The organism is Streptosporangium subroseum (assembly GCF_900188345.1).
GTDB classification, from domain to species: domain Bacteria; phylum Actinomycetota; class Actinomycetes; order Streptosporangiales; family Streptosporangiaceae; genus Streptosporangium; species Streptosporangium subroseum.
In genome coordinates this window covers 56,490-81,504 of record NZ_FZOD01000046.1, presented here as the reverse complement: position 1 = coordinate 81,504, position 25,015 = coordinate 56,490, and the positions used below count along the sequence as shown (strand labels likewise).

The window sequence follows — 25,015 nt, the reverse complement described above, 5'->3', positions numbered from 1 at the left end:
GCGAAGGTCTTGCCGACACCGGGGGCCGCCCCCAGATAGATCCGCAGCCGCCCACGCGCGGTGCTCACCTGGCCACTCCGCTCTGAAGCCACCGTGCGAACCCCGTGTTCAACCGGTCGTCCCGCTCTGAAACCCCGGCGCGAACCGCCTGTACCTCACGTTCTGCGGTTTTCAACCGGTCACTCCGGGGTCGCGGCGCGAACCGCTCGTACCTCGCGTTCCACAGCGTCCACCTGGTCGCTCCGCTCCGGAGGCGCGGCGCGAACCGCTCGTACCTCGCGTTCCACAGCGTCCACCTGGTCGCTCCGCTCCGGAGGCGCGGCGCGAACCGCTCGTACCTCGCATTCCGCACCGCGGTCATCCTCTGTCGAGGGCCAGGTTGAGCTCCAGGACGTTGACGGCCGGGTCGCCCATGAAGCCCAGGAAGCGACCGGTGGTGTTCTCCGTGATCAGCTGCTTGACCTTCTCCAGGGGCATTCCGCGCTCCTTGGCGACGCGAGGTGCCTGGAGTTCGGCGTAGGCCTGCGAGATGTCCGGGTCGAGGCCGGAGCCGCTGGCGGTGACCGCGTCGGCGGGCACCACGGCCTTGGCGTCACCGCGGACGGCGACGGTACGGCCGGCCGCGTAGTCCTCGCCGGGCTTGCCGCACTCAACCTTCACGCCCTGGTAGGTGGCGATGAACGGCGCGGCGGGACAGGCCTGGTTGACGCTGACCGCGCGGGTGACCGTGCCGACGGCCGGGAAGACCTTCAGCACCGCGCCCACGCCGTCCGGCGTGCAGTACGGCCTGGCCCCGCTGACGCCGTCCAGCTCGCCGATCGCTTTGGAGCGAGCGCAGACCTGGGTGAGCAGCGACTGCTTTCCCTCGTCCGGGTTGCCCTCGTCGTCCTTGGCACCCGGCACCGGAAGGGTGTCCAAGATGTCCTCGGGGCCGAGGTTGCTGGCGCTGGTGGAGGTCGGGTCGTAGCCGTCACCGGCCGCGGACGGGCGGCTCTGGAAGTACTTCGCCACCGGGTTGCCGTCGGCATCGGTGAATTTCTGACCGATCAGCGCGCTGCCGACCGGTTTGCCGCCCTTGTCGATGATCGAGCCGTTGGCATTGCCGTTGAACACGGCCTGAGCGACCCCGGTGACCAGGAGCGGGTAGGCCGCGCCGAGGATCAGGGTCAGGACGATCAGCGCGCGGAGCGCGGCGAGGTGCTGGCGAACCCAGCTGGGCAGGCGTTCCATTAGGACATCCCCGGAAGGAACTGGATGAGAAGGTCAATGATTTTGATGCCGACGAACGGCACGATGATGCCGCCCAGACCGTAGACGTACAGGTTGCGGCTGAGCAGTTTCGACGCGCTGGACGGCCGGTACCGGACGCCCCTGAGCGCCAGCGGGATCAACGCGATGATTACCAGGGCGTTGAAGATGACCGCCGACAGGATCGCCGACTGCGGGCTGGCCAGACGCATGATGTTCAGCGCGTCCAGGCCCGGGTAGACCGCGGCGAACATCGCGGGAATGATCGCGAAGTACTTGGCGATGTCGTTGGCGATCGAGAAGGTCGTCAGCGCCCCCCGGGTGATCAGGAGCTGCTTGCCGATCTCCACGATCTCGATGAGCTTGGTCGGGTTGGAGTCGAGGTCGACCATGTTGCCGGCCTCCTTGGCGGCCGACGTGCCGGTGTTCATCGCCACGCCGACGTCGGCCTGCGCGAGCGCGGGCGCGTCGTTGGTGCCGTCACCGGTCATGGCGACCAGCCGGCCGCCCTCCTGCTCCTTCTTGATCAGTGCGAGCTTGTCCTCGGGCGTGGCCTCGGCGAGGAAGTCGTCCACGCCCGCCTCGTCCGCGATGGCCCTGGCGGTCAGCGGGTTGTCACCGGTGATCATGACGGTCCGGATGCCCATCCTGCGCATCTCGTCGAACCGCTCGCGCATACCCTGCTTGACGACGTCCTTGAGGTGGATGACCCCGAGTACGCGCGCCGTGCCGTCGGCGATCTCACCGACCACCAGCGGGGTACCGCCGGATCCGGAGATCGCGTCCACCGTGGCGCCGACATCGTCGGTCGGGTGCCCGCCGTTCTCGCGGACCCAGCGCATGACCGCGGTGGCCGCGCCCTTGCGGACCTGACGGCCGTCGAGGTTGACGCCCGACATCCTGGTCTGGGCGGTGAAGTTGACCCACTCGGCGTGGGCCAGCTCACCCGGCTCCCGCTCGCGCAGGCCGTACGCCTGCTTGGCGTAGACCACGATCGAGCGGCCCTCGGGCGTCTCGTCGGCGAGGCTGGCCAGCTGTGCGGTGGTCGCCAGTTGCTCGGCGGTGACGCCCTGTACGGGCACGAACTCCGACGCCTGCCGGTTGCCCAGGGTGATGGTGCCGGTCTTGTCCAGCAGCAGCGTGCTCACGTCGCCCGCCGCCTCCACGGCGCGGCCGCTCATCGCCAGCACGTTGCGCTGTACGAGGCGGTCCATGCCGGCGATGCCGATCGCGCTGAGCAGCGCGCCGATGGTCGTCGGGATGAGGCAGACCAGTAGCGAGACCAGCACGATGCCGGTCACGCCGTCGCCGGTCAGGGCGAGCGAGTCCGGGATGCCGGGGTTGTTCGCCTTGGAGAAGATCGCCAGCGGCTGCATGGTGGCGGTGGTGATCAGGAAGATGATCGTCAGCGCGGCCAGCAGGATGTTGAGCGCGATCTCGTTGGGCGTCTTCTGCCGGTTGGCGCCCTCGACCAGGGCGATCATCCGGTCGATGAAGCTCTCGCCCGGCTTCTGGGTGATCTGGACGACGATCTGGTCCGACAGGACCTTGGTGCCGCCGGTGACCGCTGACCGGTCACCGCCGGACTCGCGGATGACCGGGGCGGACTCGCCGGTGATGGCAGATTCGTCCACCGACGCGATGCCCTCGACCACGTCGCCGTCACCGGGGATGATCTCCCCGGCCTCCACGACCACGAAGTCGCCCTGCCTGAGCTCCGGCGCGCCCACGGTGTCCCACTGGGAGGCGTCGGCGCCGGGCTTCCAGCCCTTCAGACGGCGGGCGTTGGTGTCGCGCTTGGCGGCACGCAACGTGGCGGCCTGGGCCTTGCCGCGGCCCTCGGCCACGGCCTCGGCCAGGTTCGCGAAAACGACCGTCAGCCACAGCCAGATGACTGTGGCCCAGGCGAAGAACGACGGGTCGACGATCGCGAGGACGGTGGTGAACAGCGCGCCGGCCTCGACGATCAGCATGACCGGGTTGTGCCACAGCGTCGCCGGGTTCAGCTTCTTGAAGGCGTCCGGCAGTGATCTGACGAGCTGTTTGGGGTCGAGCAGTCCGCCACCGATCTTCTTCTCCGTGGCGGGGGTACGACCCGGCGCTTCGAGCACTGGGGTGGACATCAGTGGATTCCTTCTGCGAGCGGGCCCAGCGCGAGGGCGGGGAGGAAGGTCAGGGCGACGACGATGATCGTCACGCCGACGACCATGCCGACGAACTGTGGCCGGTGCGTGGGCAGCGTGCCCGCCGACGCCGGGACCGGCGCCTGTTTGACCAGCGATCCGGCCAGGGCCAGGACGAAGATGATGGGCAGGAACCGGCCGAACACCATGGCCAGACCGGTCGCGACGTCCCACCAGGTGGTGTTGACGGTGATACCGCCGAACGCCGAACCGTTGTTGTTGGACGCACTGGTGAAGGCGTAGAGCACCTCGGACAGGCCGTGTGGCCCGCTGTTCAGCATGCTCGCCCGTTGCACCGGCGAACCCATGGCGAGAGCGGTGCCGAGCAGCACCAGGGTCGGCGTGACCAGGAAGTACATCGACGCGAGCTTCATCTCACGGGCGCCGATCTTCTTGCCGAGGTATTCCGGCGTGCGGCCGACCATCAGGCCCGCGATGAAGACGGTGATCACGGCGAGCACGAGCATGCCGTACAGGCCCGCGCCCGCGCCGCCCGGCGCGACCTCGCCCAGCATCATGTTGAACATCGTCATCATGCCGCCGAGCGGGGTGAACGAGTCGTGGAAGGAGTTGACCGCGCCGGTGGACGTGAGCGTGGTCGCGGCGGCGAAGGTGGCGGAGTTCGACACTCCGAACCGCACGTCCTTGCCCTCCATCGCGGCGCCGACGGCCTGGGGCACGGTGGCGTTGCCGGCGAGCTCGAAGACGTTGAGCAGCACGACGCTCACGACGGCCAGGGTGACCATGACGGCGAGGATCGCGTAGCCCTGCTTGACCTGGCCGACCATCCTGCCGAAGGTGCGTGGCAGGGCGAACGGGATGAGGAAGATCAGGAAGATCTGGAACCAGTTGGTCCACGTTGTGGCGTTCTCGAACGGGTGCGCGGAGTTGGTGTTGTAGAAGCCGCCGCCGTTGTTGCCGAGCTCCTTGATGACCTCCTGGCTGGCCACCGGGCCACCGGTGATCGCCTGCGGGCTGCCCGTGAGGGTCGTCAGCTCGTGCGCCCCGGCGAAGTTCTGGATCAGGCCGCCGGCGACCAGCACGATGGCGCCGACGAAGGCGATCGGGAGCAGGATGCGGATCGAACCCCGGACCAGGTCGACCCAGAAGTTTCCGAGCCCCTCGGTCTTGCTCCGGGCGAACCCGCGGACCAGCGCGATGGCGATGGCCATGCCGACCGCGGCCGACACGAAGTTCTGCACCGCCAGGCCGGACATCTGCACCAGGTGGCCCATCGTGGACTCACCGGAGTATGACTGCCAGTTGGTGTTGGTCACGAAGCTGATCGCGGTGTTCCACGCGGTGTGGTCGGTGACCGGCGCCATGCCCAGGGACAGGAAGAGCTTGTCCTGCAGGCGCTGCAGGCCGTACAGGAAGAGAACGGAGATCAGCGAGAACGCCAGCACGCTGCGGGCGTAGACGCTCCACCGCTGCTCGGAGTCGGGCTGGACGCCGAGCAGGCGATAGATGAAGCGCTCGACGACGTTGTGCTTGGCGCTGGTGTAGACCCGGTACATGTAGTCGCCCAGGGGGCGATGGGTCAGGCCCAGCACGATGATGAGGGATCCGATGAACAGGACCCCCGCGAAGGTAGAACTCATCAGAAGCGCTCCGGGAAGAGCAGGGCCGCGATCACGAAGATCACCAAGCCGATGACCACCACCAGGCCGGCGGCGTTGACGGCGCTCACAGGCGCTCCACCGCCTTCACGACGAACCCGAAGATCACGAAGATCGCGATCGTCAGGACGACGAAGATGAGGTCGGCCATCTCACTCCTCAAAATCCGGAAATAGTCGCCACACCGGATGGGTGGCGCGGAAACCAGCAAATCGTGATTTTTTCCCTGCAAGGCGCTTCTTGACGGGTTCCATACGCGGGACCGTCAAGCTTTGACGCCGTCACTACACGGGGTTCGGAAAGTCACGGTCTTTCCCGCACGGGGACTCGGAGACAATCCCCATACGGGGGCTCGGATACCCGCGTCATCCCCACACCGGGGGTTCGGAAACAATCTCTCCACGGGGCCCGAAGACCTTCGTCCATCCCCACGCGGGAGTCGGAAACCTCTCTCCGCACGGGGCTGTGGACCCACATATCAGCGCGTTGCACAGAGTCGGAGACTCACGCCACAGCGGGTCGTACGGGGTCGGAGATCCACATCGCAGCACGTCGTACGGGGTCGGGGACCCACGTCGCAGCCGCGTAATACGGGGTCGGGGACCCACGTCGCAGCGCGTCAGGCCGCACTCAGGTGACGGTTTCCGCTCTCCACGGCGCCCGCGGGATCGATCACGATGCCGATGACATCGAGATCTTCGATCATTCCCCGAAGCGCGCGCTCACAGAGCCACGTCCATTCCTGGCCGTCGCCCAATACCTTGGTCAGCTGGTCTCGTGAGGTGAACGCGACCGCAGTCCGCTCGCCCGCTGGAGTCCGGAAGAGGCGAAGCCCCAGGGCTCCACTCCCCGAACGGACGGGCACCAGTAATGGGGGATCGCTAATGCGCGAGCTTTCCACGTGTTCCTCCTGCTTTCGCAGCCGGCCCATTGACCGGCGAAAGGAACGTTAAGGCGGTTGACGACCGGAAAGAGTGGTTCCGAATGGGTTCCTGACGCACCCTCCCCCAACCCTGACAGCCTCTTGACGCCCGACTACGGAAAGTGATCGCCGAGATTCTCCACGCAATCGAAGGGTCCCCCTCAGTCGGCCCCTCACGGCGACGTCAAGCTCGCCAAGGCACCGGCGTGACAGTCTGAATTTTCGCCTTTACGCAAGGTAATCGCCCGTCAAGGGGTCGTCAGGGTTGAGTGAGGGCGCGTCAGGATCCCGTCCGGACCCGCTCTCTCTGGTCTTTGTCGGCTTAGCGTCCTTTGTGCCGGCCATCCCGTCCGGCTGCGAAAGCAGGAGGAACGTATGGGCGTCTCGCGCAGAGACGGATCCCCGTTGCCGCTCCCCATCCGCCCGGGACGCGGAGTCCTGGCCCTCCGTCCCCTCCGGACTCCGGCGGATTCCACGCGGATACCGGTGAGGCCGGCGTGACCCGCCGCCCTCTTCCCCGGCCTTTCATCCGGCCCGACTACCTCGGCCCGATCTACATGATCGTCGTGGTGTCCGTGGTAGTCATTCTGATCAAGGTGCTGACATGACCGTACTCATCGAAACCACCGGCGCCCCCTGGTCGGCGACCATGCGGACCACCGCCACAGGAGATGTCGCGATCGGCGGGGTGCCCCTCGCCGAGATCGCCCGCCGGTTCGGCACCCCTACCTACGTGATCGACGAAACGGACGTACGGCTGCGCTGCCGCGCCTACAAGTCCGCGCTTCCGGATGCCGAGATCGCCTACGCCGCCAAGGCGTTCCTGTCCCGCGCGATGGCCAGCTGGATGCGAGCCGAGGGAATGAGCCTCGACGTCTGCTCGGGAGGCGAGCTGGCGATGGCCAGATCCGTCGGGTTCCCCGCGCAGCGGATCATCATGCACGGCAACGCCAAAACCCCGGCCGAGCTGCAGAAGGCAGTGGACGAGGGCGTCGGCAGGATCGTGGTGGACAACATCGGCGAGATCAACAGGCTCGCCGCGCTCGTCCCGATCGACCGGCGTCAGAAGGTGCTGGTCCGGGTGACGCCCGACATCGAGGCGGGTGCCCACCCCAAGATCCGTACGGCGGGCGAGGACCAGAAGTTCGGCCTGTCCATCATGAGCGGAGCCGCGGGGGAGGCGGTGTCACGGGTCCTGCGCCAGCCCCGGTTGCAGCTGGTCGGCCTGCACTGCCATCTGGGCTCGCAGATCGACAGCGTCGAGCCGTACGAGCTGGCGGCCAGAACGCTGGTCTCCGAGCTGGCCAGGATCCGCGACACTCACCACGTGGTCCTGCCCGAGCTCGACCTGGGTGGCGGGCACGGCATCGCCTACCTTCCGGGCAAGGAGGGGCTGAGCCCCGAACGGTTCGCGGATTCGGTCCTCACCGCGATCACGGAGCGGGCCGCGGGACTCGGCCTGCCGGTGCCGCGGCTCATCGTGGAGCCGGGCCGGGCGATCGTCGGCACCGCCGGGACCACGCTCTACCGCGTCGTCGCGGTCAAGCACGGCGGCTCGCGGACGTTCGTCGCCGTCGACGGCGGGATGAGCGACAACCCCCGCCCCGCCCTGTACGGCGCGCGCTACGCCGTCCGTCTGGCCGGACGCGTCTCCCGCGAGGGTCCGCGCTCGTTCACCATCGTCGGCCACCACTGCGAGACGGGCGACATGATCGCGGAGGACGTCCAGCTCCCCGCCGACCTTCGCCCGGGCGACCTCGTCGCGCTGGCTGCCACCGGGGCCTACCACCACTCGATGGCCTCGACCTACAACCTCATGGGCCGGCCCCCCGTCGTCGCCGTGCACAACAACCGCGCGAGGTTGCTCGTCCGCCGGGAAGTGGACGAGGACCTGATGCGCCGTGACGTAGGCCTGTAGGGGACGGGGTAGGGAGCGGTTGTGATGTTCCGGTCTTCCAAAGAAGCGATCGAGGTGCTCCAGCCTGCCCGGGGAGCGGTTGAGGTGTTCCGCTCTCCCGGAGAAGCGGGTGTAGCCCGGCCTCCCGGAGAAGCGGGTGTGATGGCCCGGTCTCCCGGAGAAGGGGATGCGATGGTCTCGTCTTCCTCGGGGACCGATGTGATGGTCTGGCCTCCCGAAAAAGCGGGCGTGACAACCCCGGCTTCCGAGAGGACGGCTGGAACGCTCCGGCCATCCGGGGAAGCGGTTACGAGAGCTCGGCCTTCCGAGAGGAGGGCTGGGACGTCCCGGCCTCCCGGGGAAGCGGTTACGAGAGCTCGGCCTTCCGAGAGGAGGGCTGGGACGTCCCGGCCTCCCGGAGAGGCGGTTGCGAGGGCTTGGCCTTCTCAAGCGACGGCCCGGTCCGAGCCGGTCGGGTTCTCGCTCGGGGGCGGTTTCCTCGTTGTCATCGCCGCGACCGTGGTCGCCTCGCTGTCCTTCGCCCCGGCGGAGACCAACGCCCGCGTACTGATCATGGCGCTCGCCGTGTTCGGCTATGCCGCCTGCGGGATCCGGGTCACGGTCTCGCTGGCGACGGCCGTCATGGCATGGCTCTTCAGTACGGGTTTCCTGGTCAACACCGCCGGAGAGCTCGGCTTCACCAGGTCCGACCTGCTGCGCCTCGGTCTGCTCGTGGTCGCCGCGCTGGGCGGGAGCGCGTGCGCCACGATGCGCCGGACCGCCGCCGGGCGACGTCTCCGCGTTTCATCCGAGGTCGCGGCGGCGGAGCCCGGTCGGCCCGGCGGCGGTGAGACCGGCGGCGATCGCGACCAGCAGGACCAGCGGCGTCACGGTGAATTCGGCGACCGGAAGCCCGGGCGTCTGCGCGAACGGCGAGATCTCCAGGATCGACGGGCCAGCGTGCAGTAGTTCCACCGCGAACTCGAGGCAGAGACACAGGCCGAGCGCGGCGTAGGCGATGATCGCGGTGAGGCGGGGCAGCAGGCCGTACACCATCGCCGCGATGGCGGCGGCACCAGAACCGACGGCAGCCGCGTCATGCTCGCACCCAGCAGCCGGGCAAGCTCGCCGCCCGCGGCCATGCCGAACGGGGACGTCTGAGCGGGGTCCGGTGTCGGGGCGGGTCAGGCGTCGAGCCAGTTCAGCCATTCGCCGTGCGGCCCGGCCATGGCGACCGGTTCCCCGTCCAGCGCCGGGAGGAATGCCAGGCGATCCTCGGGGAGGCCGTGCTCAAGCCGGGCGAGCATCGAGGGCAGCCGGGGCGAGCCCTCGTTCGAGATCCACCGCACCGGCAGGCTCCGTACGGCCGACACGAACCGGTCCCGTGCCTCCGGCTCCAGGTACGGCAGGACCGCGCTGTGGAACACGACCACCGTGGCCTCCTTGGGCGCCAGCGCGACCAGGTCGGGGAGCGTCTCGTTGAGATCGCCCCTGACCAGGTGCGGCGGATCCTCCCGGACCACCCGGACGGCGCCGCGGAGCCGCAGGAGCCGCTCGTCCTGGCCGGGCCAGACCAGGCATTCCAGCCAGCGCATCTCCTCCTCGTCGCGCACGTCCAGCGGGTTGAGGTCGAGGCCGGCTCGCCACACCACCTCTGGCACCCGCTCGGGCACCGGGACCTTCCCGTTCGTACGGCAGGCCAGCACGACGGGGCTGTCCGCGGGCCCGACGGCCGGCAGGTCGTCGTAGTGGTACCGGTAGCGATCCGGGTACAGGCACAGCCCCGCCGAGGCGCCCACCTCGATGAGGGCCAGGGGTTGCGCCAGGCCCGCGAGCATCGGCAGCAGGCTCGCGCACCGCCCGACCTCGTTGGTCTGCGTCCTGCGCGTGAGGATCGTGTCCCGCACCTCCGCCCAGTGGCGTACGACCCATGATTGGAACGGGGCGAAATCAGCGACCGGCCCGCCGAGGAACCGCACCGAGGCCAGCAGCAGGTTCGGCTGCCGCTTGATCGGCGGCAGATCGTCGATCAAGGCCAGTAGCCGTGCGTCGGCGGCGATGCCCCGCGCCAGGTTCTCATACGCCGGGGAGTGTTCCCGGACCTCCCGCACCGCGAACCGCAGGTACAACTCCGCCGTGTCCACCCGCTCGCCCCTCTCATCGCCGGAATCGCCTCACGCGATCGGCGATGGAGCATCTCACGTCATGGTGCGCACGGAAGGGGTCAACACCATATTCCGGGCATCACCCACCTTGACCGTTCATCCATGAGTTGGGGAGGAAACACCATGAACGCCCACACCACGGCACTGCTGCGCCACTTCGCCGATCTCCGTGACGGCACCCACGGCGACACCGTCTCACGGCAGGACAAGGAGCGGCTCTTCGCGGCGGCCGTCACGCTGCTCGACCCGTACGCCAGGCAGGCGCTGGAAGAGATCAACTCCACCCTGCTCCTCGAAACCGGGGAGGTGACCTCCGGCGGCATCCAGCGGATGGCCGACGGCGGAGTCGAGGCCGTCTGGGCCCTGTCGTGGCGGGAACAGCGGGCGGCGGAGATCAGCCCGGTCGTCATCCGGGCCTTCTACGGAAGCAGCTTCCACCACCCCCACCTCCGGGGAGCCACGGTCGGCGAATGGCCGCTCAACGTCTTCAACGAGGAGCAGGCGGCAGCCGAACTGTGCACCCTGCGCGCCATCACCGCCGCAGACCTTCACAACCTGGTCTTCCAGCGCGACTACCGGATCATCCCCGCCACCACCGCGGTCTCCAGGTAAGGCGCCGCTTCGGCACGCACTGTCAGCTTGCTTCTCGAAGTGGCTGCAACTGAACGCTGAGCCGCATTTCCAATGCTTCGGCGAGGCGCTCCAGCATGGGAATGGTGGGCATCGTTCCGCCTGCCTCGAATCGCGCCACCGCCGGTTGCTTGAGGCCCGAACGGTCGGCCAACTCCGCTTGGGTGAGCCCGAGTTCCTCACGGCGAAGCCGTACAGCTTCACCCAACTCGAAACGGACCCGGGCCGCCTCATAGGCAGCCCCGGCGCCCGGGCGGCTCATGATCTCGTCTCGCTTGTCGGCCCAAGCTCTGCGCTCTCCCATGTCAATCACTCCTCATCCACCGTGAGCGCTTAGGCGATGCATCGCTGCATGGCCCGCCACGCCCGCTCGATCTCGGCGGTCTCACGTATCCGCTGCTTACGGAACGTTGTCAGCAGGACGATCCGCCTGCCCGGTGCGATCCAGTAGCTGATGCGTACCGACTCTCGGTCGAGATGGAAAAGGAGTTCCCGCAGCTTGCCCCGGAGCTGCCTGGTGTACGGCTCATCGAGGAGGACACCGCGCTCGGCCAGCAGATCAACATAGAACGACGCCGTCTCCTGATCCTCTTGATCGAGCTGTCGAACCAGTCGTCGACCTCGGGTTCCAACTCCACCTCTCCCCAAGTCATAACACGGACGTTATATTGCAGGCAAGTGCCGTACTCCCTGAATCCAGAAGATCCCATTGGTCAGGTTCTCGCACCAGCCCTGCGTCCTTGGCGAGATGGCTCCGGCGAGCGGAGACACAAAAACCGGGATGTTCGCGCCGGCTTCGAGATCGTCGACGGGCGGGGTCAGGGGGCGGGCAGGAGGTCCGCGGCACGTTCGAAGAAGGCGCGTGCCGCCGGCGACTCCGGCCCGTCCTGCCGGTGGACGAGGGCCACCGTACGGCGCAGGTCCGCGCCGGTGATCTCCAGCACGCGCGACCGCGGGGCACGCCGGGAGGCGGATCGCGCGATCGACCGGGGCAGCACGGTCATGCCCAGACCGCGGGCGGCGAACCTGACCATCTCCTCGACCCGTACGACCTCGAAGACGACCCGGCGGGCCACGCCCGCCTGGGCGAAGCCGTGGTCGACCTGCTCGCGCAGCCCGTAGCCCGGCGGAAAGTCGATGAACCGCTCACCGGCGAGCTCCGACGCCGGAACCGAGCCGGTCAGCGGGTGGTCCACGTGCACAAGCCCCACGAGATCCTCGACCAGCAGTGTGCGCGCGCACAGTCGCCCGGGCAGCGGCTTCGGCGGCAGGCCGAGGATCGCCAGGTCGAGCTTGGCCAGGCGGACGTCCTCGATCATGTGGTCGCTGCCACCGCTGCGCAGCGCCACCTCGACCCCGGGGTGCCGGGTGTGGAAGTCGCTGAGCAGCGTCGCCATGTCCAGGGTCAGGGGCGGGCACTCCATCATGCCCACGGTGACGTTGCCCCGGACGACTCCGCGCAGGGCGTCCGCCTCGGCGCCGAGAAGATCGAGGTCGTTGAGCACGCGCTCGGCCAGGGGGAGCAGCTGGGACCCGGCTCGGGTGAGCCGGACGGAGCGGGTGGTGCGCTCGAACAGCTTGACACCCAGCTCTTCCTCCAGCTTGCGGATCTGCTGGCTCAGCGCGGACTGCACGACGAACTCCCCCGCCGCCGCGGTGCTGAAGCTTCCCGTCTGCGCGATCGCCCGAAAGTAACGCAGCTGTCGTAGCTCCACCCGACTATTCAACCACAGTGATAACTGTTAGCTCTTTCATGTCTTTGACGCATGAATATTCCCCTGTAAGTCTGTAGGGAATCAGTACATACCATGATGAACGGCTGCTCACGGCGCCAAGGAGAGAGAGCACAGATGCCTCGCCCCGCACTGACCCGCCTGCGCGTCACCGCGATCGCCCTCGTCGTCGCGGCCGCGATGACCGGCTGTTCGGCGAACTCATCGGACGCCGGCCCGGTGCGACTGCGGCTCGGCTACTTTCCGAACCTCACCCACGCCACGGCGATCCTGGGGGTCGAGGACGGGACGTTCCAGCGCGCCCTCGGCTCGGACACGAAACTCGAACCCTCGCTCTTCGTCTCCGGCCCCCCGGCGATCACCGCGATCATGTCCGACGCGGTCGACGCGGTCTTCGTGGGCCCCACCCCGGCGGTCAACGCCTTCTACAAGACCAAGGGTGACGTAAAGATCATTTCGGGTGCGACCTCGGGCGGGGCACAGCTCGTGGTCAGGGCCGGCATCACCTCGGCCGCGGACCTCAAGGGCACATCGATCGCGGATCCGGCGCTGGGCGGTGCGCCCGACATCCAGCTCCGTTACTGGCTCAAGCAGCACGGGCTGCGCACCAGCACCTCCGGTGACGGCGACGTGCACGTCACCCCCCAGGACAACTCCCAGATAGCGGCCGCCTATGCGAGCGGTGCGATCGACGGCGCCTGGGTGCCCCAGCCGTACGCCGCCATCCTGGTGAGCCGGGGCGCGCACGTGCTTGTGAACGAACGCTCCCTGTGGCCCGACGGCCGGTTCACCACCACCAACCTCCTCGTACGGGCGGACTTCCTCAAGAAGCACCCGGAGACGATCGTCGCCCTGCTCCGCGGTCTGATCAAGGAGACCGACCAGGTCAACGCCGACCCCGCGCAGGCGAGCCAGAGGGCCAACGCCGCCATCGCCAAGATCAACGGCAGCGGGCTCAAGGACGAGGACCTGCGGGCGGCCTGGGCCGACATGACCTTCACCGTCGATCCCCTGCTGCCCACGATCAAGGAGTACGGGCGCCGCGGGACGGACGTCGGCGTACTGACCGGCGGCGACCTGAGCGGCCTCGCCGACCTGGGCCCCCTGAATACGGCGTTGCAGGCCGAGGGCAAGGAGAAGATCGCCGAATGAACCCGCCCCGGGTCGCACCGCCGAACGGGCCGGAGACCGCACCGCCGAGCAGGCCCCAGGTCACACCGTTGAACAGGCCGGAGACCACACCGTTGAACAGGCCCGAGATCACACCGCGTCCGCAGACCGAGCACCGCTACCACGACTGCACCGACGCCGCCGTCAGCCGCGAGACCACCGAAGCCGTACGGGCGCTGCCGTTTCTCGGCGAGCTGACCACCGAGACCACCGAGCTGACCGCGGGAGACGTCACCGAGCTGGTGCTGCGCTACACCGTGGGCGGTTCGGGCATCGCCGACAGCGGATGGCTGAAGCTGTGCTTCAAGTACTACTCCGACTGGGACCTGCAGACCGTCCGGCCCGACGGCCGCGACTACGCCACGGCGGAGCTGACGCACCGCGGCGACCTCGGCGGCGCGTCGGCCGACAGCCTCGCCACCGTGCGCCGGCTACGGACCGCGTACGACGTCAAGGGAGGTGAGCGGCCCTTCCAGAAGGCTCTCCTCATCCATCTTGAGGACGGTTTCGTACGGCCGGGTGACGAGATCGTCATCCGGCTGGGCGACCGGCGGCACGGCGGCCCGGGCACCCGGGTGCAGACCTTCGTGGAGGACGCCTTCAGGTTCCGGATGTACGCGGACGCCCTGGGCACCTCACGCATGGGACACGTGGGCGACGTCAGCGTCGACATCGTCGCCGGAGGAGCGGAACGGCTCGTCGTGGCGGGACCGCGCCTGGTCCGCGCGGGTGCGACCGCGCCGCTGCGGGCCCACCTCGAGGACGCCTGGGGCAACGTGGCCTCCGGCACCCCCGCGCGGCTCGAAGCCGTCAGCGACGGGTGGGTCTCCCCGCCTCACGCCTTCGCCGCCGAAGGCTGGGCCACGGCCACCATCGACCTTCCCCCGCAGGCCGCCGGATCGCACGACGTGCGCGTCTCCGCGGGCCTGCCCGACGGGCGGGAGCTGACGGCCGGCTGCACCGTGGACACGGTGGCGGAGCTGCCCGGCGAGCGCGCCTACTTCGCCGACCTGCACGTGCACTCCGACGACACCGTGGGCACCCAGGACAGCGCCTACAACTTCGCCTACGGCCGCTGGATCGGCGGCCTGGACGTGCTCGGCTACACGGCCAACGACTTCCAGATCACCGAGAAGGCGTGGCAGGACGTCGTGGCGCTGTGCCGGGAGGTCAGCGAGGACGGCCGGTTCGTGTGCCTGCCCGGCGTCGAGTGGTGTGGCAACTCCGGGGTGGGCGGCGACCACAACGTCATCTACCTGGGTGAGGACACCACGCTGGCCAGGTCCCTGGAGTGGCATGACGCGATGACCACGCGCTCTCCGGCCCCCGAGCACTGGCCGATCACCGAGTTGTACGAGGCGTACGCCGCCAATCCGGACGACTACCTGCTGATGCCGCACGTCGGCGGCCGGCGCGCCATCCTCGACTGGCACCATCCCGAGCTGGAACGGCTCATCGAGGTGCACTCGGCGTGGGGCACCAGCCCGTGGTTCCTGCGCGACGCCATGAGCCGCGGGCTGCGGCTCGGCGTCAGCGCCAACAGCGACGAGCATCGGGGACGCCCCGGCAGCGGGGCGCCGGGCGCCAACATCTTCGGCGGCCGGGGCGGGCTGACCGGCGTCCTGGCCCCCGACCTGACCCGCGCCTCGGTCGGGGCAACCCTGCGGGCACGCCGTACCTGGGCGACGACGGGCGCGCGGGCCGTCGCCCTGTTGCGGGCCGGAGACCGGTGGATGGGCGAGGAACACCCCGCCACGGACGAGGAGCTCGTCGTCTCCTACGCCCTGTACGGCGACGCGCCCTGGGACCGCGTGACGGTCTACGACACGCATGGACCGGTGCTGCACCGCGATCTGAACGCCGAGACGGGTCACGCACCGGACCTCGTCAGGGTCCGCTGGGGCGGCGCCCGGCACCGCGACCGTTACCGCTGGGCGTCCTGGACCGGGAACATCCAGCTTGCCGGAGCCGGCCTTCTCGACGCCCGTCCCTGGGCGACCATGCACCAGGAGCAGACGATCACGGTGGACGGCGGGCGGATCGGCTGGTCGAACGCGACGTACGGGAACGACACGGGTGTGGTGCTCCGCCTGGATCCCGCCGGCGACGCGGAGATCGTCATCGAGGCCACCGTCACCGAGGACGCCCGCACCGAACGGTTCGGCGTGCCCCTGGCCGACCTCGCCGAGGGCCCGGTCCGTCGCGAGCTGGGAGGCGCCGGGCTTCACGTCACGGTCGAGCGGATCGCCGACGCCGCCCGGCTCCCGTCGACCCTCACCGGAGAGCTCTCGGTCCGTCCGCCTCGGGGAGAGGACAGCGCCCTGTACGTGCACGCGGTCCAGGCGGACGGCCACGAGGTATGGACCAGCCCGCTGTTCTTCACCGCCGGCTAGGCCTCCCGCGCCCCCGTCCTGGACGGAGCCGGCCGCGTCCTGCCACTCCCGTCGGCGCCGGTCGTCCTACGGCCGCCTGGCCACCCATACGGTCCTGGTGGTGCGGACGGTGAGGTCGTCGCGCCGCAGAACGCCTTCGGGCCCGTCGCCGTTGATGAGGGTGTCGAGCGTGGCCAGGTCGTCGGCGCTCATCCGGCCGTCGAGGTTGGACCGGACGCGCTGCAGGGACACCTGAGCGTAGCGGCCGATGGAGGCGGGGAACGGGGGCCGCAGATCGATGGCGAAGGGCCGCTCGGCCTCGATGGTGAAGCCGGCCCTGGACAGGTGCGGGCCCCAGTCGTCGCTCTGTCCCGCGATCAGGGCGGCGTGGCAGCGCGCTTCGAGTCCGGGGTGGCCGAGGCCGACGTCGTCGGGCAGGAATCGCGGGAAGAAGTCCATCTCGACCACGACCAGGAGCCCGCCGGGGCGGAGTGCGGCGAAGGCCTCGGTCAGGACGTGGTCGGGGTCCGCCATGTGGTGCAGGGACGAGGCCGCCCACACCAGGTCGACGGTGTCGAGAGCCGGCCATGCCGCGTCCAGGTCCACCTGGACGGCGCGGACCCGGTCGGCCATGCCGAGACCGCGGGCTCTGTCGCCGAGAAGACGCAGCATGTGGGGGGAGATGTCCAGGGTGGTCGCGTCGGCTCGCTCGAAGCGCTTGAGCAGGGCGAAGGTGCCGGTACCGGTCCCGCTGCCCAGGTCGAGGATCCGGCGCGGGGGCCGATCGCCGGCCAGCTCTTCGAGCCAGGCGGTCACGTCGGACAGATACGTGTGCAGTACCTCGGCGTCGAGGTCCAGGAGCTCGGCCATGGCGATATCGCCGGCTCCGGCCGTCGAATGGTGCTGGTTCTTCATGCTGCGACCGTAATACCGCTTTGCGCGCAGGGCATACCATCTTGCGTATGAAGCAAGAAGGTGGTGTGGACAGCATTGTCCGCCTGCGCATCAGGGGGCTGCGCACGGCCCGCGGCTGGTCGCTCGATGACCTGGCCGAACGCTGTTACATGAGCCCTTCCACCCTGAGCCGTATCGAGACGGGCCACCGGCGGATCAGCCTCGACCAGCTGATCTCGCTCGCCCGGGCCCTGGGAACCTCGCTCGACCAGCTGGTGGAGTCCGCCGATGACGGAGACGTGGTCATCAGGCCGCAGCGCGACGAGGTGCGGGGGACGACCGTCTGGCTGCTGAGCCGGGAGCCCGGGCCGCACGGCGTGACCGTGGCCAAGATGCGCATCACCGGCCCGGTGCTCGGGAACGGCGCCGATGAGCTGGGAGTTCATCCCGGCAGGGACTGGCTCACCGTCCTGTCGGGAACCGTTGCGCTGCTGCTGGGAGAGCGGACCATCCTGGTCGAGACCGGCCAGGCGGCGGAGTTCTCCACCATGATCCCCCACGCCATAAGGGCCCACGGCGGTCCGGCGGAAATCCTGTGCATCCTCGACCACGACGGGCAGCGCACCCACCTTCGCCCCTAGCCGGCGATGACCCGGGTGATCTGACGGGTGGTCCGCACGGCAACCCACAGGCCCTGCGCGCTTCTGGCCGCGCAGGGCCTGCCTCTCGACCATGGGCCGGCCGGGTTGTGACGCCGCCGTGTGAACTCCTCGCCCCCACGATCCTGGCGGGTTCCCGGCACGGATACGCCCTCTACGAGATCCGGCGGGGTTCACGGCCGTCACAGAGGCGAAGAACGAGGGGCGGCTGTGCCCGTCCCCGCGTGCGGGGGGCTGCGTTCCGGAGGGGAGGTTCAGTGTGAGGTCTTCACGGGACATACGGTCGCGCGGTCGTCGGCGATGCCGACGCCCCGCGAGGGGGCGCAGGAGATTGCGGGGAGGCCTCCGGGGAGGGTGGAGCGCTCCAACGAGGATGGAGCGACCTTAGTCCAGGCCGACGGCGCGGAGCATGGTCTGGAACTTGGCGGTGGTCTCGGCGAGCTCCGCCTCCGGCACCGAACCGGCGACGATCCCCGCTCCGGCGAACAGCCTCAGGGTCTGGTCGGCGACCTCCGCGCAGCGGATGGTCACGACCCACTCGCCGTCGCCGGCCGCGTCGCACCATCCGACCAGGCCCGCGTAGAGGCCGCGGTCGAACGGCTCGATCTCCGCGATGGCCTCTCGCGCCGCGCCGGCGGGCGTGCCGCAGACCGCCGGTGTGGGATGCAGCATGGTGGCCATCTCCAGCGACGTGATCTCCGGGTCGTCGAGCACGCCGGTGATCCGGGTCGACAAGTGCCACATGGAGGCGGTGGACAGCAGCGACGGCCCCGCGGGGACGGACAGGTCCCGGCAGTACGGACGCAGGGCCTCCACGATGTTCTCGACCACCAGGGCGTGCTCGCGAAGATCCTTGTCCGAGGAGAGCAGGTCTCGCGCCAGGGTCTGGTCGACGACGGGATCCGGGTGGCGCGGCGCGGACCCGGCCAGCGGGTTCGTCGTGATCCGCCGGCCGGAGCGGGAGAAGAGCAGCTCGGGGCTGGCTCCCAGCAGCGTGCGGGCCGTGCCGGTGACGGAGGGCAGGTTCACCGCGTAGCCGTACGCCTGCGGGTCGCGGCGGACCAGGTTCCGCAGGACCTGGCGGACGTCGATCGGAGCGCCCATGGTGATGTCCAGGGCGCGGGCCAGCACGATCTTTTTCAGCTCTCCCGTGGTCAGCTTGGCCAGCGCCATCTCCACCCCGCGCACGTAGTCGCCGGAGTCCGGGACCGCTCCAAGTTTGGTGGACGCCCTGGTCACCTGTTCGGGAACGGAGGACGCCCCGGTCCGGGGGCTCGTCCAGCAGACCGCGGCGGGCACCAGCAGGCGCGCGGGACGGTCTTCGCGGAAGGGGATCGCGCCCACCGCGACGGGATGGGGATGGCCGGACTCCTCGGCGTCCCGCAATGCGGAGGAAACGCGACCGTGCAGGCTCTTCGCCCCCGAGTCCGGCACCTCAAGATGAACTCCCCTGGCGAGCAGGGTCCGGGTCGGTGACGTGAAGAAGAAGGTGCCGGGTTCATACTCTCTCAGGAGGTCGGGCGTGCGGGTAAGCGTGAGCGTGTTATGGGAGGACATGGTTGAGCTCCTGTCGGGGGAGAGGAAATCCGGAGGGGCTGATCGAGGGATCCGGCGAGGATCGGGGATCGGAAAGGATCGGGGAATCCGGAATCGTTTCCCTCGTCAGCCCTTGCCGCTAGGCAGGTTAGTGCCATCACTTTAGGTTTTGCAGCAAAAGCGCATTGTCACCTTGCGCAGTTCCGGGGCGGGCCACCCGAGGGCCGGCATGATCCCTGCGGCCACTCCGTCGCTCTCGGCCGGGCCCGTCCTCGCGACGGACACCCCGGAGCGTTCTTCGGAAATTCAGGTCCTCCGCCCGGAGTCCTCGGGCGACCGCGACCTTCGGAGGAGGCCGGTCCCGGACCTCCGGCACGACGGCGAGCGGACCCGGCACGTTTATGTTTCGTCAATCTCGTGTCGACGGGCATGGTTTACGATCGCACATCGTGACAAGTCAACATACGTCGACCCAACCGAGTGATATTCCCCCCGTGCTACCGAATTACACTCCCTCCGGGTCAGAGAATCACGCTCCGCCCGTGTCATCGGATGACACCCCGCAGGAGCAGGGAGGCCACGACAGTGGCGTCCTGGCATTGATCGAACGCATCGGCTCCGTCGTCGTTCCGATCGGTGTCGCGCTTTACGCCGTGCTCTACCTCGGCGTCGAAGGCATGTATTCGGTATTCGGCATCACCCCGCAGCAGGCGGGAATCGATCAGTCCGTCCTGCTCGGCCGGCTGATGGGAACGCTGGTCCTCGCCCTCATGGTCGCCATCCCCGCCCTCGGCCTCGTCGTCGGGGCGAGCTGGCTGATCAACAAGCTGACCCGCGGTGCGGCCGGCAGGCTCATGGGAGTCCTCCGGGAGCGGCCCTGGATCGTCGCCCTGATCAGCGCGCTGTGGTGCGGCGCGGCCTACTGGGCTCTGTTCTACCTGTACGGCGATGTCCAGGACCTCGTCCCCATGGTCGTCGGCGCCGTCGGGCTGGGCGTGCTGACGTTTCTGGTGCCGTTCCGGCTGCTGCGCGGCAGGCCCGTCGGCCGCGCGGGGATGAAGGTCGTCGTCGGCGCCCTCACTGGCCTCGGCCTGGGTTTCGTGCTGATCATCCAGATGGTCTTCGGAGCGGTCGAGGTGCAGGAGACCGGGCAGGCCAACGAGTTCCTCAGCTACGTCGGCTTCCAGGACCAGTGGAGCATCATCAAGAACGCCGAGAACGACAAGCCGCTCTACGACGGCCGATGGATGATGCTGCTCGGGGAGAGCGACGGCACCTACATCTTCTACGACTGCGACAAGCTCGAGACCTTCCGGCGTCCGATGGAGACCACCAACCTCGGGTCCATCCAGCTCGACCCCGAGCGGGAGCCGGGCTTCAAGTGCGGCGATCTCGCCGAGGACGAGACCGCCGAGGAGCAGCCGGCCACAACCGGGTGATGACCGTGCTTCCGGCCGCCGCCGGTGGTCGAAGCCTCCCGCCGGCCAGGGCGAGACGGCCTCGACCGCCGGCCGGGCGCTCCGGCAGGCCTCCACGGCACGGTGTTACGCTCAATTCTGACAAGTCGGCCCCGCTCGCGCTCGCGCCGGACGACCGGGTGGTCATGCTGTCCGGGAAGTAATCCAGCATTGCGAATTCTGGCCTTTTCTCGCCGCCTCTCGCACCACTCACGCCTTTCATGGATTTCTCGTACACGGCGAATTCTCGTCCATGACATTCGCGGAGGCGTGAGACAGCGAACAGCGTTCCGGGGAATCGGACGCATCGCACCGGCGCATATCCTCATTCAATGCCGATACACCTGAAAATCGGGGCCGAGATACCCGAAAATCGGGGGGCAACCATGACCTATATCAATATCGGCGACCATCGTCTGTTCTATACCGACGATGGTGCGGGCGATCAGGCCGTGCTTCTCCTGCACGGCGCGACCTGCGACTCACACGACTGGTCCTGGCAGATCGACCCCTTCGCCGCCGATCACCGGGTGATCGCTCCGGACCTCCGCAGCCACGGCCGGTCCTCCGAGATCCCGGGAGATCACACGCCGAAAATCTTTGCCGAGGACCTGGCGCTGCTGCTCGACCGGATCGGCGCGGGGCCGGTCATCGCGGTGGGCCACTCGCTGGGCGGCACCGTCGCCTCGGTGCTCGCGGTCGAGCGGCCCGACCTCGTCCGTGCCGTCGTCGCGCTGGATCCGGGCTACGGCTTCGACGAGGAATTCGCCGCGGGAGCCGCCGACGCGTTCCGCGGCCCGGACCCGATCGCCGTCGCCACCGCGCTCCTGTCGAGCGTGGAGAGCACGGAACCCCTTCCGGCGACCGAGTGGCTGCCGACCTGGCACCGTCGCCGGACGCTCGGCATGTCCCCGGAGGTCGTCGCCAAGGTGTTCATCGGCATGTTCGAGGCCTCGGGCGACGTGACCCGGCGCCCGGCCGGTGAGAAATATCTGCGCCGCCGCGCCTGCCCCGTCCTGACCGTCTCCACGCAGACGGTCCTGAACATCAAGGGCATCGACGTCGGCTGGGACGAGTCGGTGGCGAGCGTCCACCCGTACAGCCTGGCGGTGGTCTGGGACACCGGTCACTGGCTGCAGCAGGAGAGACCGTCGACATTCAACGCACTGGTGCTCGGCTGGATGGCCGGGCTGCCTTCCTGACCTTCTCTCGTCCGACTGCCTGTACCCGAGGGGGAGCGGCGCCTCGGCCGCCGGGCAGTCCGTGTGCCTGCCGGTCAGCCGGCGCATCTCGTCACGCAGGTGACGTTCGGCCGCCGCCACGGTCCAGCCGGGCCGGGTCGTCAGCAGGGCACCGGCCAGCCGTATCGGCAGCGGCATGAAGAAGCACGCGGCGACCAGTCTCCGGGCGGCCTGCGGCTCGGCCCGCACCCGGTCGGCACCGGCGACACGTTCGAACAGCGCCAGCGCCTCGTCCGGCGAAAAGGGGCCGAGCGTGTGCCAGCGCACGCCGGGAAGGTCCAGCATCGCCTGCCGGCCGGTGATGACGACGGCGCATCCGGGTGTGGCCGGCAGCGACTCGCGGATCTGGGCACTGTCGCGCACGTTGTCCAGGACGATGAGAACGCGGCGCCCCGCGAGGATCGTGCGCCACAGGGTCGCCCGCTCGTACAACGTGTCGGGCATCTCCTCCTTGAGGACCCCGTAGGCGCGCAGGAAGGCCGCGAGCACGGTGGACGGATTGGCCGGCTCGCCCATCGCCTCGAGGTCGGCGTAGACCTGGCCGTCGGGGAACGCCTGCCGTACGGCATGGGCGGCGTGGATCGCCAGAGCGGTCTTGCCGACCCCGCCCAGCCCGATGACGCCCACGACGGGCACCTCGTCCGGCCTGGTCAGAGCGTCGCTCAGCTCTTGCAGCACGACGGCTCTCCCGCTGAAGTCGGGAAGGTCGGGCGGCAGCTGGGCGGGTGTCCACCGGGGTGGCGGGGGCCGGTGCCCTGACGGACCGAGCAACAGCGGGTCCGCGTCGAGAATGCGCCGGTGCATTTGCTGCAGACCCGGCCCGGGGTCGATGCCGAGCTCCCCGACCAGCAGGCGCCGGCCCTGCCGGAACATGGCGAGCGCGTCGGCCTGCCGTCCCGACCTGTACAGGGCCAGCATCAGCAGCTCTCGCGCCCGCTCACGCAACGGGTGCTCGGCGACCATGGCGGACAGCTCCGTGATCGCCTCGACGTCCCGGCCCAGCTCCAGGTCGATGGCGAGCCGTTCCTCGGTGGCGTCCAGCCTGAGCTCGACCAGCCGCATGCGCCGGACGTCCGCGTACGCGCCGGGGACGCCGGCGAGCGGCCGGCCCTCCCAGAGCGCCAGCGCGTCCCGCAGCAGCACCGCGGCGGTGGCGGGTTCGCCGTTGTGGCGAGCCGCCCGCGCCCGCGCGACCCGCTCCCGGAAAAGCGTCAGGTCCAGCTCACCCGGCCCTATCCGCAGCGTGTAACCGCCCCGCGTCGGGTGGATCGCGACCGGATGGAGCACGCGGCGCAGCCGGGAGATGTACGTGCGCAGGGTGCTGACCGCGGAACGCGGCGGGTCGTCGCCCCAGATCGTGTCGATGAGCTCCTCCAGCGTCACCTGCGTGCCCTCGTGCAGCAGCAGGATCGCGAGCGTCGCGCGCTGCTGCGGCGAGCCCAGGTTCAGCTCGGCGCCGTCGAGCCACGCACGCACCGGGCCGAGCAGCGTGAACCGGAGCCCTGCCCCCGATCGGCTCCCGCTCCTCTGTGGCCCAGGGCTTCCGTCGATGTCAGGAATGCGAAGATCGACCATGCTGTGGGTCGAGGAGAAGTCGGACATGCTTATCGGAGTTCTCCACTGTCGTTATGAATGCCGCCTTCGGGACATCCGATGGTCGGCACGACCATAATGCCGCTTCACCCTTGTAAGAAGACCGTAGAAATCTTGCAGGGGGTCCGTCCTGAGCAGTCGCCGGTGCGCCCGACTTGGGCGCACCGGCGGCCGCCATGTTTCCGTGGGACGACTTTCGAGGGGAGCTTCGGAACATATAACCCGATTCGGGTTAATGGGATGTATCCAGACCTTAACCGGGTTGTTTCGGGGACGGATGTCGCCCTCCGTCGCGAGAAAATCGATCAAGGTCGCGTGGGCGAATATGGGTCGAAGGCCTCAGGGCCCGCCGCCCTTCGACCCCGGCTTGCGCCGGCTGCCGACACGCCATCCGAAGATCACCCCGGATCGGCCACCACGACGGACGTTGACCCAGTCCTGGGAGCTTTGACACAGGTCTGACACGGGCCCAGAAGCGTGACGCAGGTCTAGGAGTAGGCCTCGACCTCGATGATCCGGCTGTAGTTGTCGGGGCCGTTCGAGGCCAGCGTGGAGATGCGGACGGCGTCGGCGGTGACGGGGGCGAAGTCCGACCTGACCGTCCCGGCGGTGTTGCCGCGGACCTGGGCGACCGTACGCCACCGGCCGTCCTCCCTGACCTGCACGTCCCAGTCGCGCAGCCCCAGCCAGGCCGCCGGGTACCGCTCGGTGTCCAGGGTGTACAGGTCGACCCGGGAGACCTGCCGGGGCCCGCCGAGCGCGATGTCGAGCGTGTCCGGCCAGACCCGGGAGGTGGCGTCGTTCCAGCCGTTGCCACCCGCCCAGCCGCTGGAGTCGCGGTCGCCGTCGACGACGCTGCACAGCGGGTAGTTGGCGCCGGTGTGCTGCGACGACGCCGTGACCGGCCGGTAGAGCGCCAGGTTGCCTCCATTGTCCAGCTCGCCGACGTCGACGACGGAGACCGGTACGGTCAGCTCCTCCTTCCCCGCCCTCAGGCGCAGGCTGTACTCACCCACGGGGGTCACCGGTGGGACGCCGACCAGCAGCTTCGCGCCGAGTTCGTAGCCTGGCGGCAGATAGCTCGACAGCATGGGGCGCGAGGCGACGAGCGGCCGGTCGATCTCGACGAACATGTCCGCGTAGAGGGGTTCCCTCGCGTCGCTGCGCATGCCGATCTCCAGCTTGGCCGGGCAGGCCGCGTCGACGCCGAGCGGTGCGATCAGCCGACCGGCCCTGGAGATCGGGGTCAGCCTGCCCGTCCCCTTCGAGATTCCGCGCCTGACCCGGATGCCGGGGTCCTGCGCGGGGGCGCCGATCACGAGCTTCGACGACTGTACGGCGAGCCCGCGGCCGGATGCCCACGGCCCGGACGTCTCCGGTCCGGGCTCTCCCGATCCGGACGTCCCCGATCCGGGCGTCCCCGTTCCCGATGTCCCCGACCCGAACGTTCCCGTTCCCGATGCCCTCAATTCGGACGCACCCGATCCCGACGTCCCCGACCTGGACGCACCCGATCCCGATGCCCTCGATTCGGACGCACCCGATCCCGACGTCCCCGATCCGGACGCACCCGATCCGAGCGTCGCGGCGGCGACGGATCCGGGTGCCGGGAGCCCGGGCGCCACGGCGGCGTCGGCGGCGAGGACGGCCGCGGCGGCGACGGCGAGCGCGGCGGTGATACGTGGACGGCGCATGT

Annotated in this window: 21 protein-coding genes and 1 pseudogene; 8 read left to right on the top strand and 14 right to left on the bottom strand. The window is 69.1% G+C overall.

Annotation, left to right across the window (positions count from 1 at the left end):
* Positions 1 to 357 precede the first annotated feature (357 nt).
* The 5 genes from CHC08_RS33360 to CHC08_RS33340 form a co-directional block, all read right to left on the bottom strand.
* On the bottom strand, positions 358 to 1,230 hold the full coding sequence (locus CHC08_RS33360) for a potassium-transporting ATPase subunit C (RefSeq protein WP_089211360.1): 873 nt from the start codon (positions 1,228 to 1,230) through the stop codon (positions 358 to 360).
* Complete coding sequence (gene kdpB / locus CHC08_RS33355; protein WP_089211359.1) at positions 1,230 to 3,371, bottom strand: potassium-transporting ATPase subunit KdpB; 2,142 nt, start codon at positions 3,369 to 3,371, stop codon at positions 1,230 to 1,232. The genes CHC08_RS33360 and kdpB overlap by 1 nt, the downstream gene beginning before the upstream one ends.
* Positions 3,371 to 5,032, bottom strand: a complete 1,662-nt coding sequence (gene kdpA, locus CHC08_RS33350; protein ID WP_089211358.1) for a potassium-transporting ATPase subunit KdpA — start codon at positions 5,030 to 5,032, stop codon at positions 3,371 to 3,373. Before kdpA ends, kdpB begins: the two co-directional genes overlap by 1 nt.
* Positions 5,032 to 5,121: a potassium-transporting ATPase subunit F gene (locus CHC08_RS33345; RefSeq protein ID WP_089211357.1), complete on the bottom strand. Its 90-nt coding sequence runs from the start codon at positions 5,119 to 5,121 to the stop codon at positions 5,032 to 5,034. Before CHC08_RS33345 ends, kdpA begins: the two co-directional genes overlap by 1 nt.
* A gap of 548 nt (positions 5,122 to 5,669) precedes the next feature.
* The gene (locus tag CHC08_RS33340) at positions 5,670 to 5,951 is read right to left on the bottom strand and encodes an SAV_915 family protein (protein WP_218825612.1); all 282 of its coding nucleotides are present in this window, start codon (positions 5,949 to 5,951) and stop codon (positions 5,670 to 5,672) included.
* 625 nt (positions 5,952 to 6,576) lie between these two features.
* On the opposite strand from CHC08_RS33340, the gene lysA reads away from it, so the two are divergent.
* Together lysA and CHC08_RS33330 are read left to right on the top strand one after the other, a co-directional pair.
* Positions 6,577 to 7,890 carry a diaminopimelate decarboxylase gene (gene lysA / locus CHC08_RS33335; RefSeq protein WP_089211355.1) on the top strand — a complete coding sequence of 438 codons (1,314 nt, stop codon included), beginning with the start codon at positions 6,577 to 6,579 and terminating at the stop codon, positions 7,888 to 7,890.
* A 498-nt stretch (positions 7,891 to 8,388) separates the two neighbouring features.
* Complete coding sequence (locus CHC08_RS33330; protein WP_089211354.1) at positions 8,389 to 8,838, top strand: hypothetical protein; 450 nt, start codon at positions 8,389 to 8,391, stop codon at positions 8,836 to 8,838.
* Positions 8,839 to 9,053: 215 nt separating this feature from the next.
* Here the strand turns inward: CHC08_RS33330 and CHC08_RS33325 are convergent, their stop codons facing one another.
* Positions 9,054 to 10,013: a DUF2332 domain-containing protein gene (locus CHC08_RS33325; protein WP_089211353.1), complete on the bottom strand. Its 960-nt coding sequence runs from the start codon at positions 10,011 to 10,013 to the stop codon at positions 9,054 to 9,056.
* Positions 10,014 to 10,157: 144 nt separating this feature from the next.
* On the opposite strand from CHC08_RS33325, the gene CHC08_RS33320 reads away from it, so the two are divergent.
* Complete coding sequence (locus tag CHC08_RS33320) at positions 10,158 to 10,646, top strand: hypothetical protein (RefSeq protein WP_089211352.1); 489 nt, start codon at positions 10,158 to 10,160, stop codon at positions 10,644 to 10,646.
* 22 nt (positions 10,647 to 10,668) lie between these two features.
* Here CHC08_RS33320 and CHC08_RS33315 read toward each other — a convergent pair whose 3' ends face one another.
* The 3 genes from CHC08_RS33315 to CHC08_RS33305 all read right to left on the bottom strand — a co-directional run bounded on the left by CHC08_RS33315 (position 10,669) and on the right by CHC08_RS33305 (position 12,379).
* Positions 10,669 to 10,968, bottom strand: coding sequence for a helix-turn-helix domain-containing protein (locus CHC08_RS33315; protein ID WP_089211368.1), 300 nt, complete (start codon positions 10,966 to 10,968; stop codon positions 10,669 to 10,671).
* Positions 10,969 to 10,997: 29 nt separating this feature from the next.
* Positions 10,998 to 11,312 carry a type II toxin-antitoxin system RelE/ParE family toxin gene (locus CHC08_RS33310; RefSeq protein ID WP_245878710.1) on the bottom strand — a complete coding sequence of 105 codons (315 nt, stop codon included), beginning with the start codon at positions 11,310 to 11,312 and terminating at the stop codon, positions 10,998 to 11,000.
* 170 nt (positions 11,313 to 11,482) lie between these two features.
* Positions 11,483 to 12,379 (bottom strand): LysR family transcriptional regulator, encoded by an 897-nt coding sequence (locus CHC08_RS33305; protein WP_143653434.1) that lies wholly within the window; start codon positions 12,377 to 12,379, stop codon positions 11,483 to 11,485.
* A gap of 135 nt (positions 12,380 to 12,514) precedes the next feature.
* Between CHC08_RS33305 and CHC08_RS33300 the strand changes: the two genes are divergently transcribed.
* Together CHC08_RS33300 and CHC08_RS33295 are read left to right on the top strand one after the other, a co-directional pair.
* Positions 12,515 to 13,549 carry an ABC transporter substrate-binding protein gene (locus CHC08_RS33300; RefSeq protein ID WP_179282350.1) on the top strand — a complete coding sequence of 345 codons (1,035 nt, stop codon included), beginning with the start codon at positions 12,515 to 12,517 and terminating at the stop codon, positions 13,547 to 13,549.
* Positions 13,546 to 15,960 (top strand): DUF3604 domain-containing protein, encoded by a 2,415-nt coding sequence (locus CHC08_RS33295; RefSeq protein ID WP_218825611.1) that lies wholly within the window; start codon positions 13,546 to 13,548, stop codon positions 15,958 to 15,960. Before CHC08_RS33300 ends, CHC08_RS33295 begins: the two co-directional genes overlap by 4 nt.
* A gap of 66 nt (positions 15,961 to 16,026) precedes the next feature.
* Here the strand turns inward: CHC08_RS33295 and CHC08_RS33290 are convergent, their stop codons facing one another.
* Complete coding sequence (locus CHC08_RS33290) at positions 16,027 to 16,854, bottom strand: class I SAM-dependent methyltransferase (RefSeq protein WP_089211349.1); 828 nt, start codon at positions 16,852 to 16,854, stop codon at positions 16,027 to 16,029.
* A 47-nt stretch (positions 16,855 to 16,901) separates the two neighbouring features.
* Here CHC08_RS33290 and CHC08_RS33285 point away from each other — a divergent pair, with 47 nt between their 5' ends.
* Positions 16,902 to 17,474 carry a helix-turn-helix domain-containing protein gene (locus CHC08_RS33285; protein WP_089211348.1) on the top strand — a complete coding sequence of 191 codons (573 nt, stop codon included), beginning with the start codon at positions 16,902 to 16,904 and terminating at the stop codon, positions 17,472 to 17,474.
* A 402-nt stretch (positions 17,475 to 17,876) separates the two neighbouring features.
* On the opposite strand, the gene dhbC is transcribed toward CHC08_RS33285, so the two are convergent.
* The gene (gene dhbC, locus CHC08_RS33280) at positions 17,877 to 19,049 is read right to left on the bottom strand and encodes an isochorismate synthase DhbC (RefSeq protein WP_089211347.1); all 1,173 of its coding nucleotides are present in this window, start codon (positions 19,047 to 19,049) and stop codon (positions 17,877 to 17,879) included.
* A 521-nt stretch (positions 19,050 to 19,570) separates the two neighbouring features.
* Here dhbC and CHC08_RS33275 point away from each other — a divergent pair.
* Complete coding sequence (locus CHC08_RS33275; RefSeq protein WP_179282349.1) at positions 19,571 to 20,467, top strand: hypothetical protein; 897 nt, start codon at positions 19,571 to 19,573, stop codon at positions 20,465 to 20,467.
* Positions 20,468 to 20,814: 347 nt separating this feature from the next.
* Here the strand turns inward: CHC08_RS33275 and CHC08_RS49915 are convergent, their stop codons facing one another.
* On the bottom strand, positions 20,815 to 20,952 hold the full coding sequence (locus CHC08_RS49915; protein WP_179282348.1) for a hypothetical protein: 138 nt from the start codon (positions 20,950 to 20,952) through the stop codon (positions 20,815 to 20,817).
* Here CHC08_RS49915 and CHC08_RS53025 point away from each other — a divergent pair.
* Complete coding sequence (locus CHC08_RS53025; RefSeq protein WP_245878711.1) at positions 20,938 to 21,687, top strand: alpha/beta fold hydrolase; 750 nt, start codon at positions 20,938 to 20,940, stop codon at positions 21,685 to 21,687. The genes CHC08_RS49915 and CHC08_RS53025 overlap by 15 nt on opposite strands.
* 243 nt (positions 21,688 to 21,930) lie before the next feature.
* Here the strand turns inward: CHC08_RS53025 and CHC08_RS53020 are convergent.
* Together CHC08_RS53020 and CHC08_RS33265 are read right to left on the bottom strand one after the other, a co-directional pair.
* Positions 21,931 to 23,301: pseudogene (locus CHC08_RS53020) on the bottom strand (AfsR/SARP family transcriptional regulator); the annotation flags it as partial.
* A gap of 506 nt (positions 23,302 to 23,807) precedes the next feature.
* Positions 23,808 to 25,013 (bottom strand): discoidin domain-containing protein, encoded by a 1,206-nt coding sequence (locus CHC08_RS33265; protein ID WP_143653433.1) that lies wholly within the window; start codon positions 25,011 to 25,013, stop codon positions 23,808 to 23,810.
* Positions 25,014 to 25,015 lie beyond the last annotated feature (2 nt).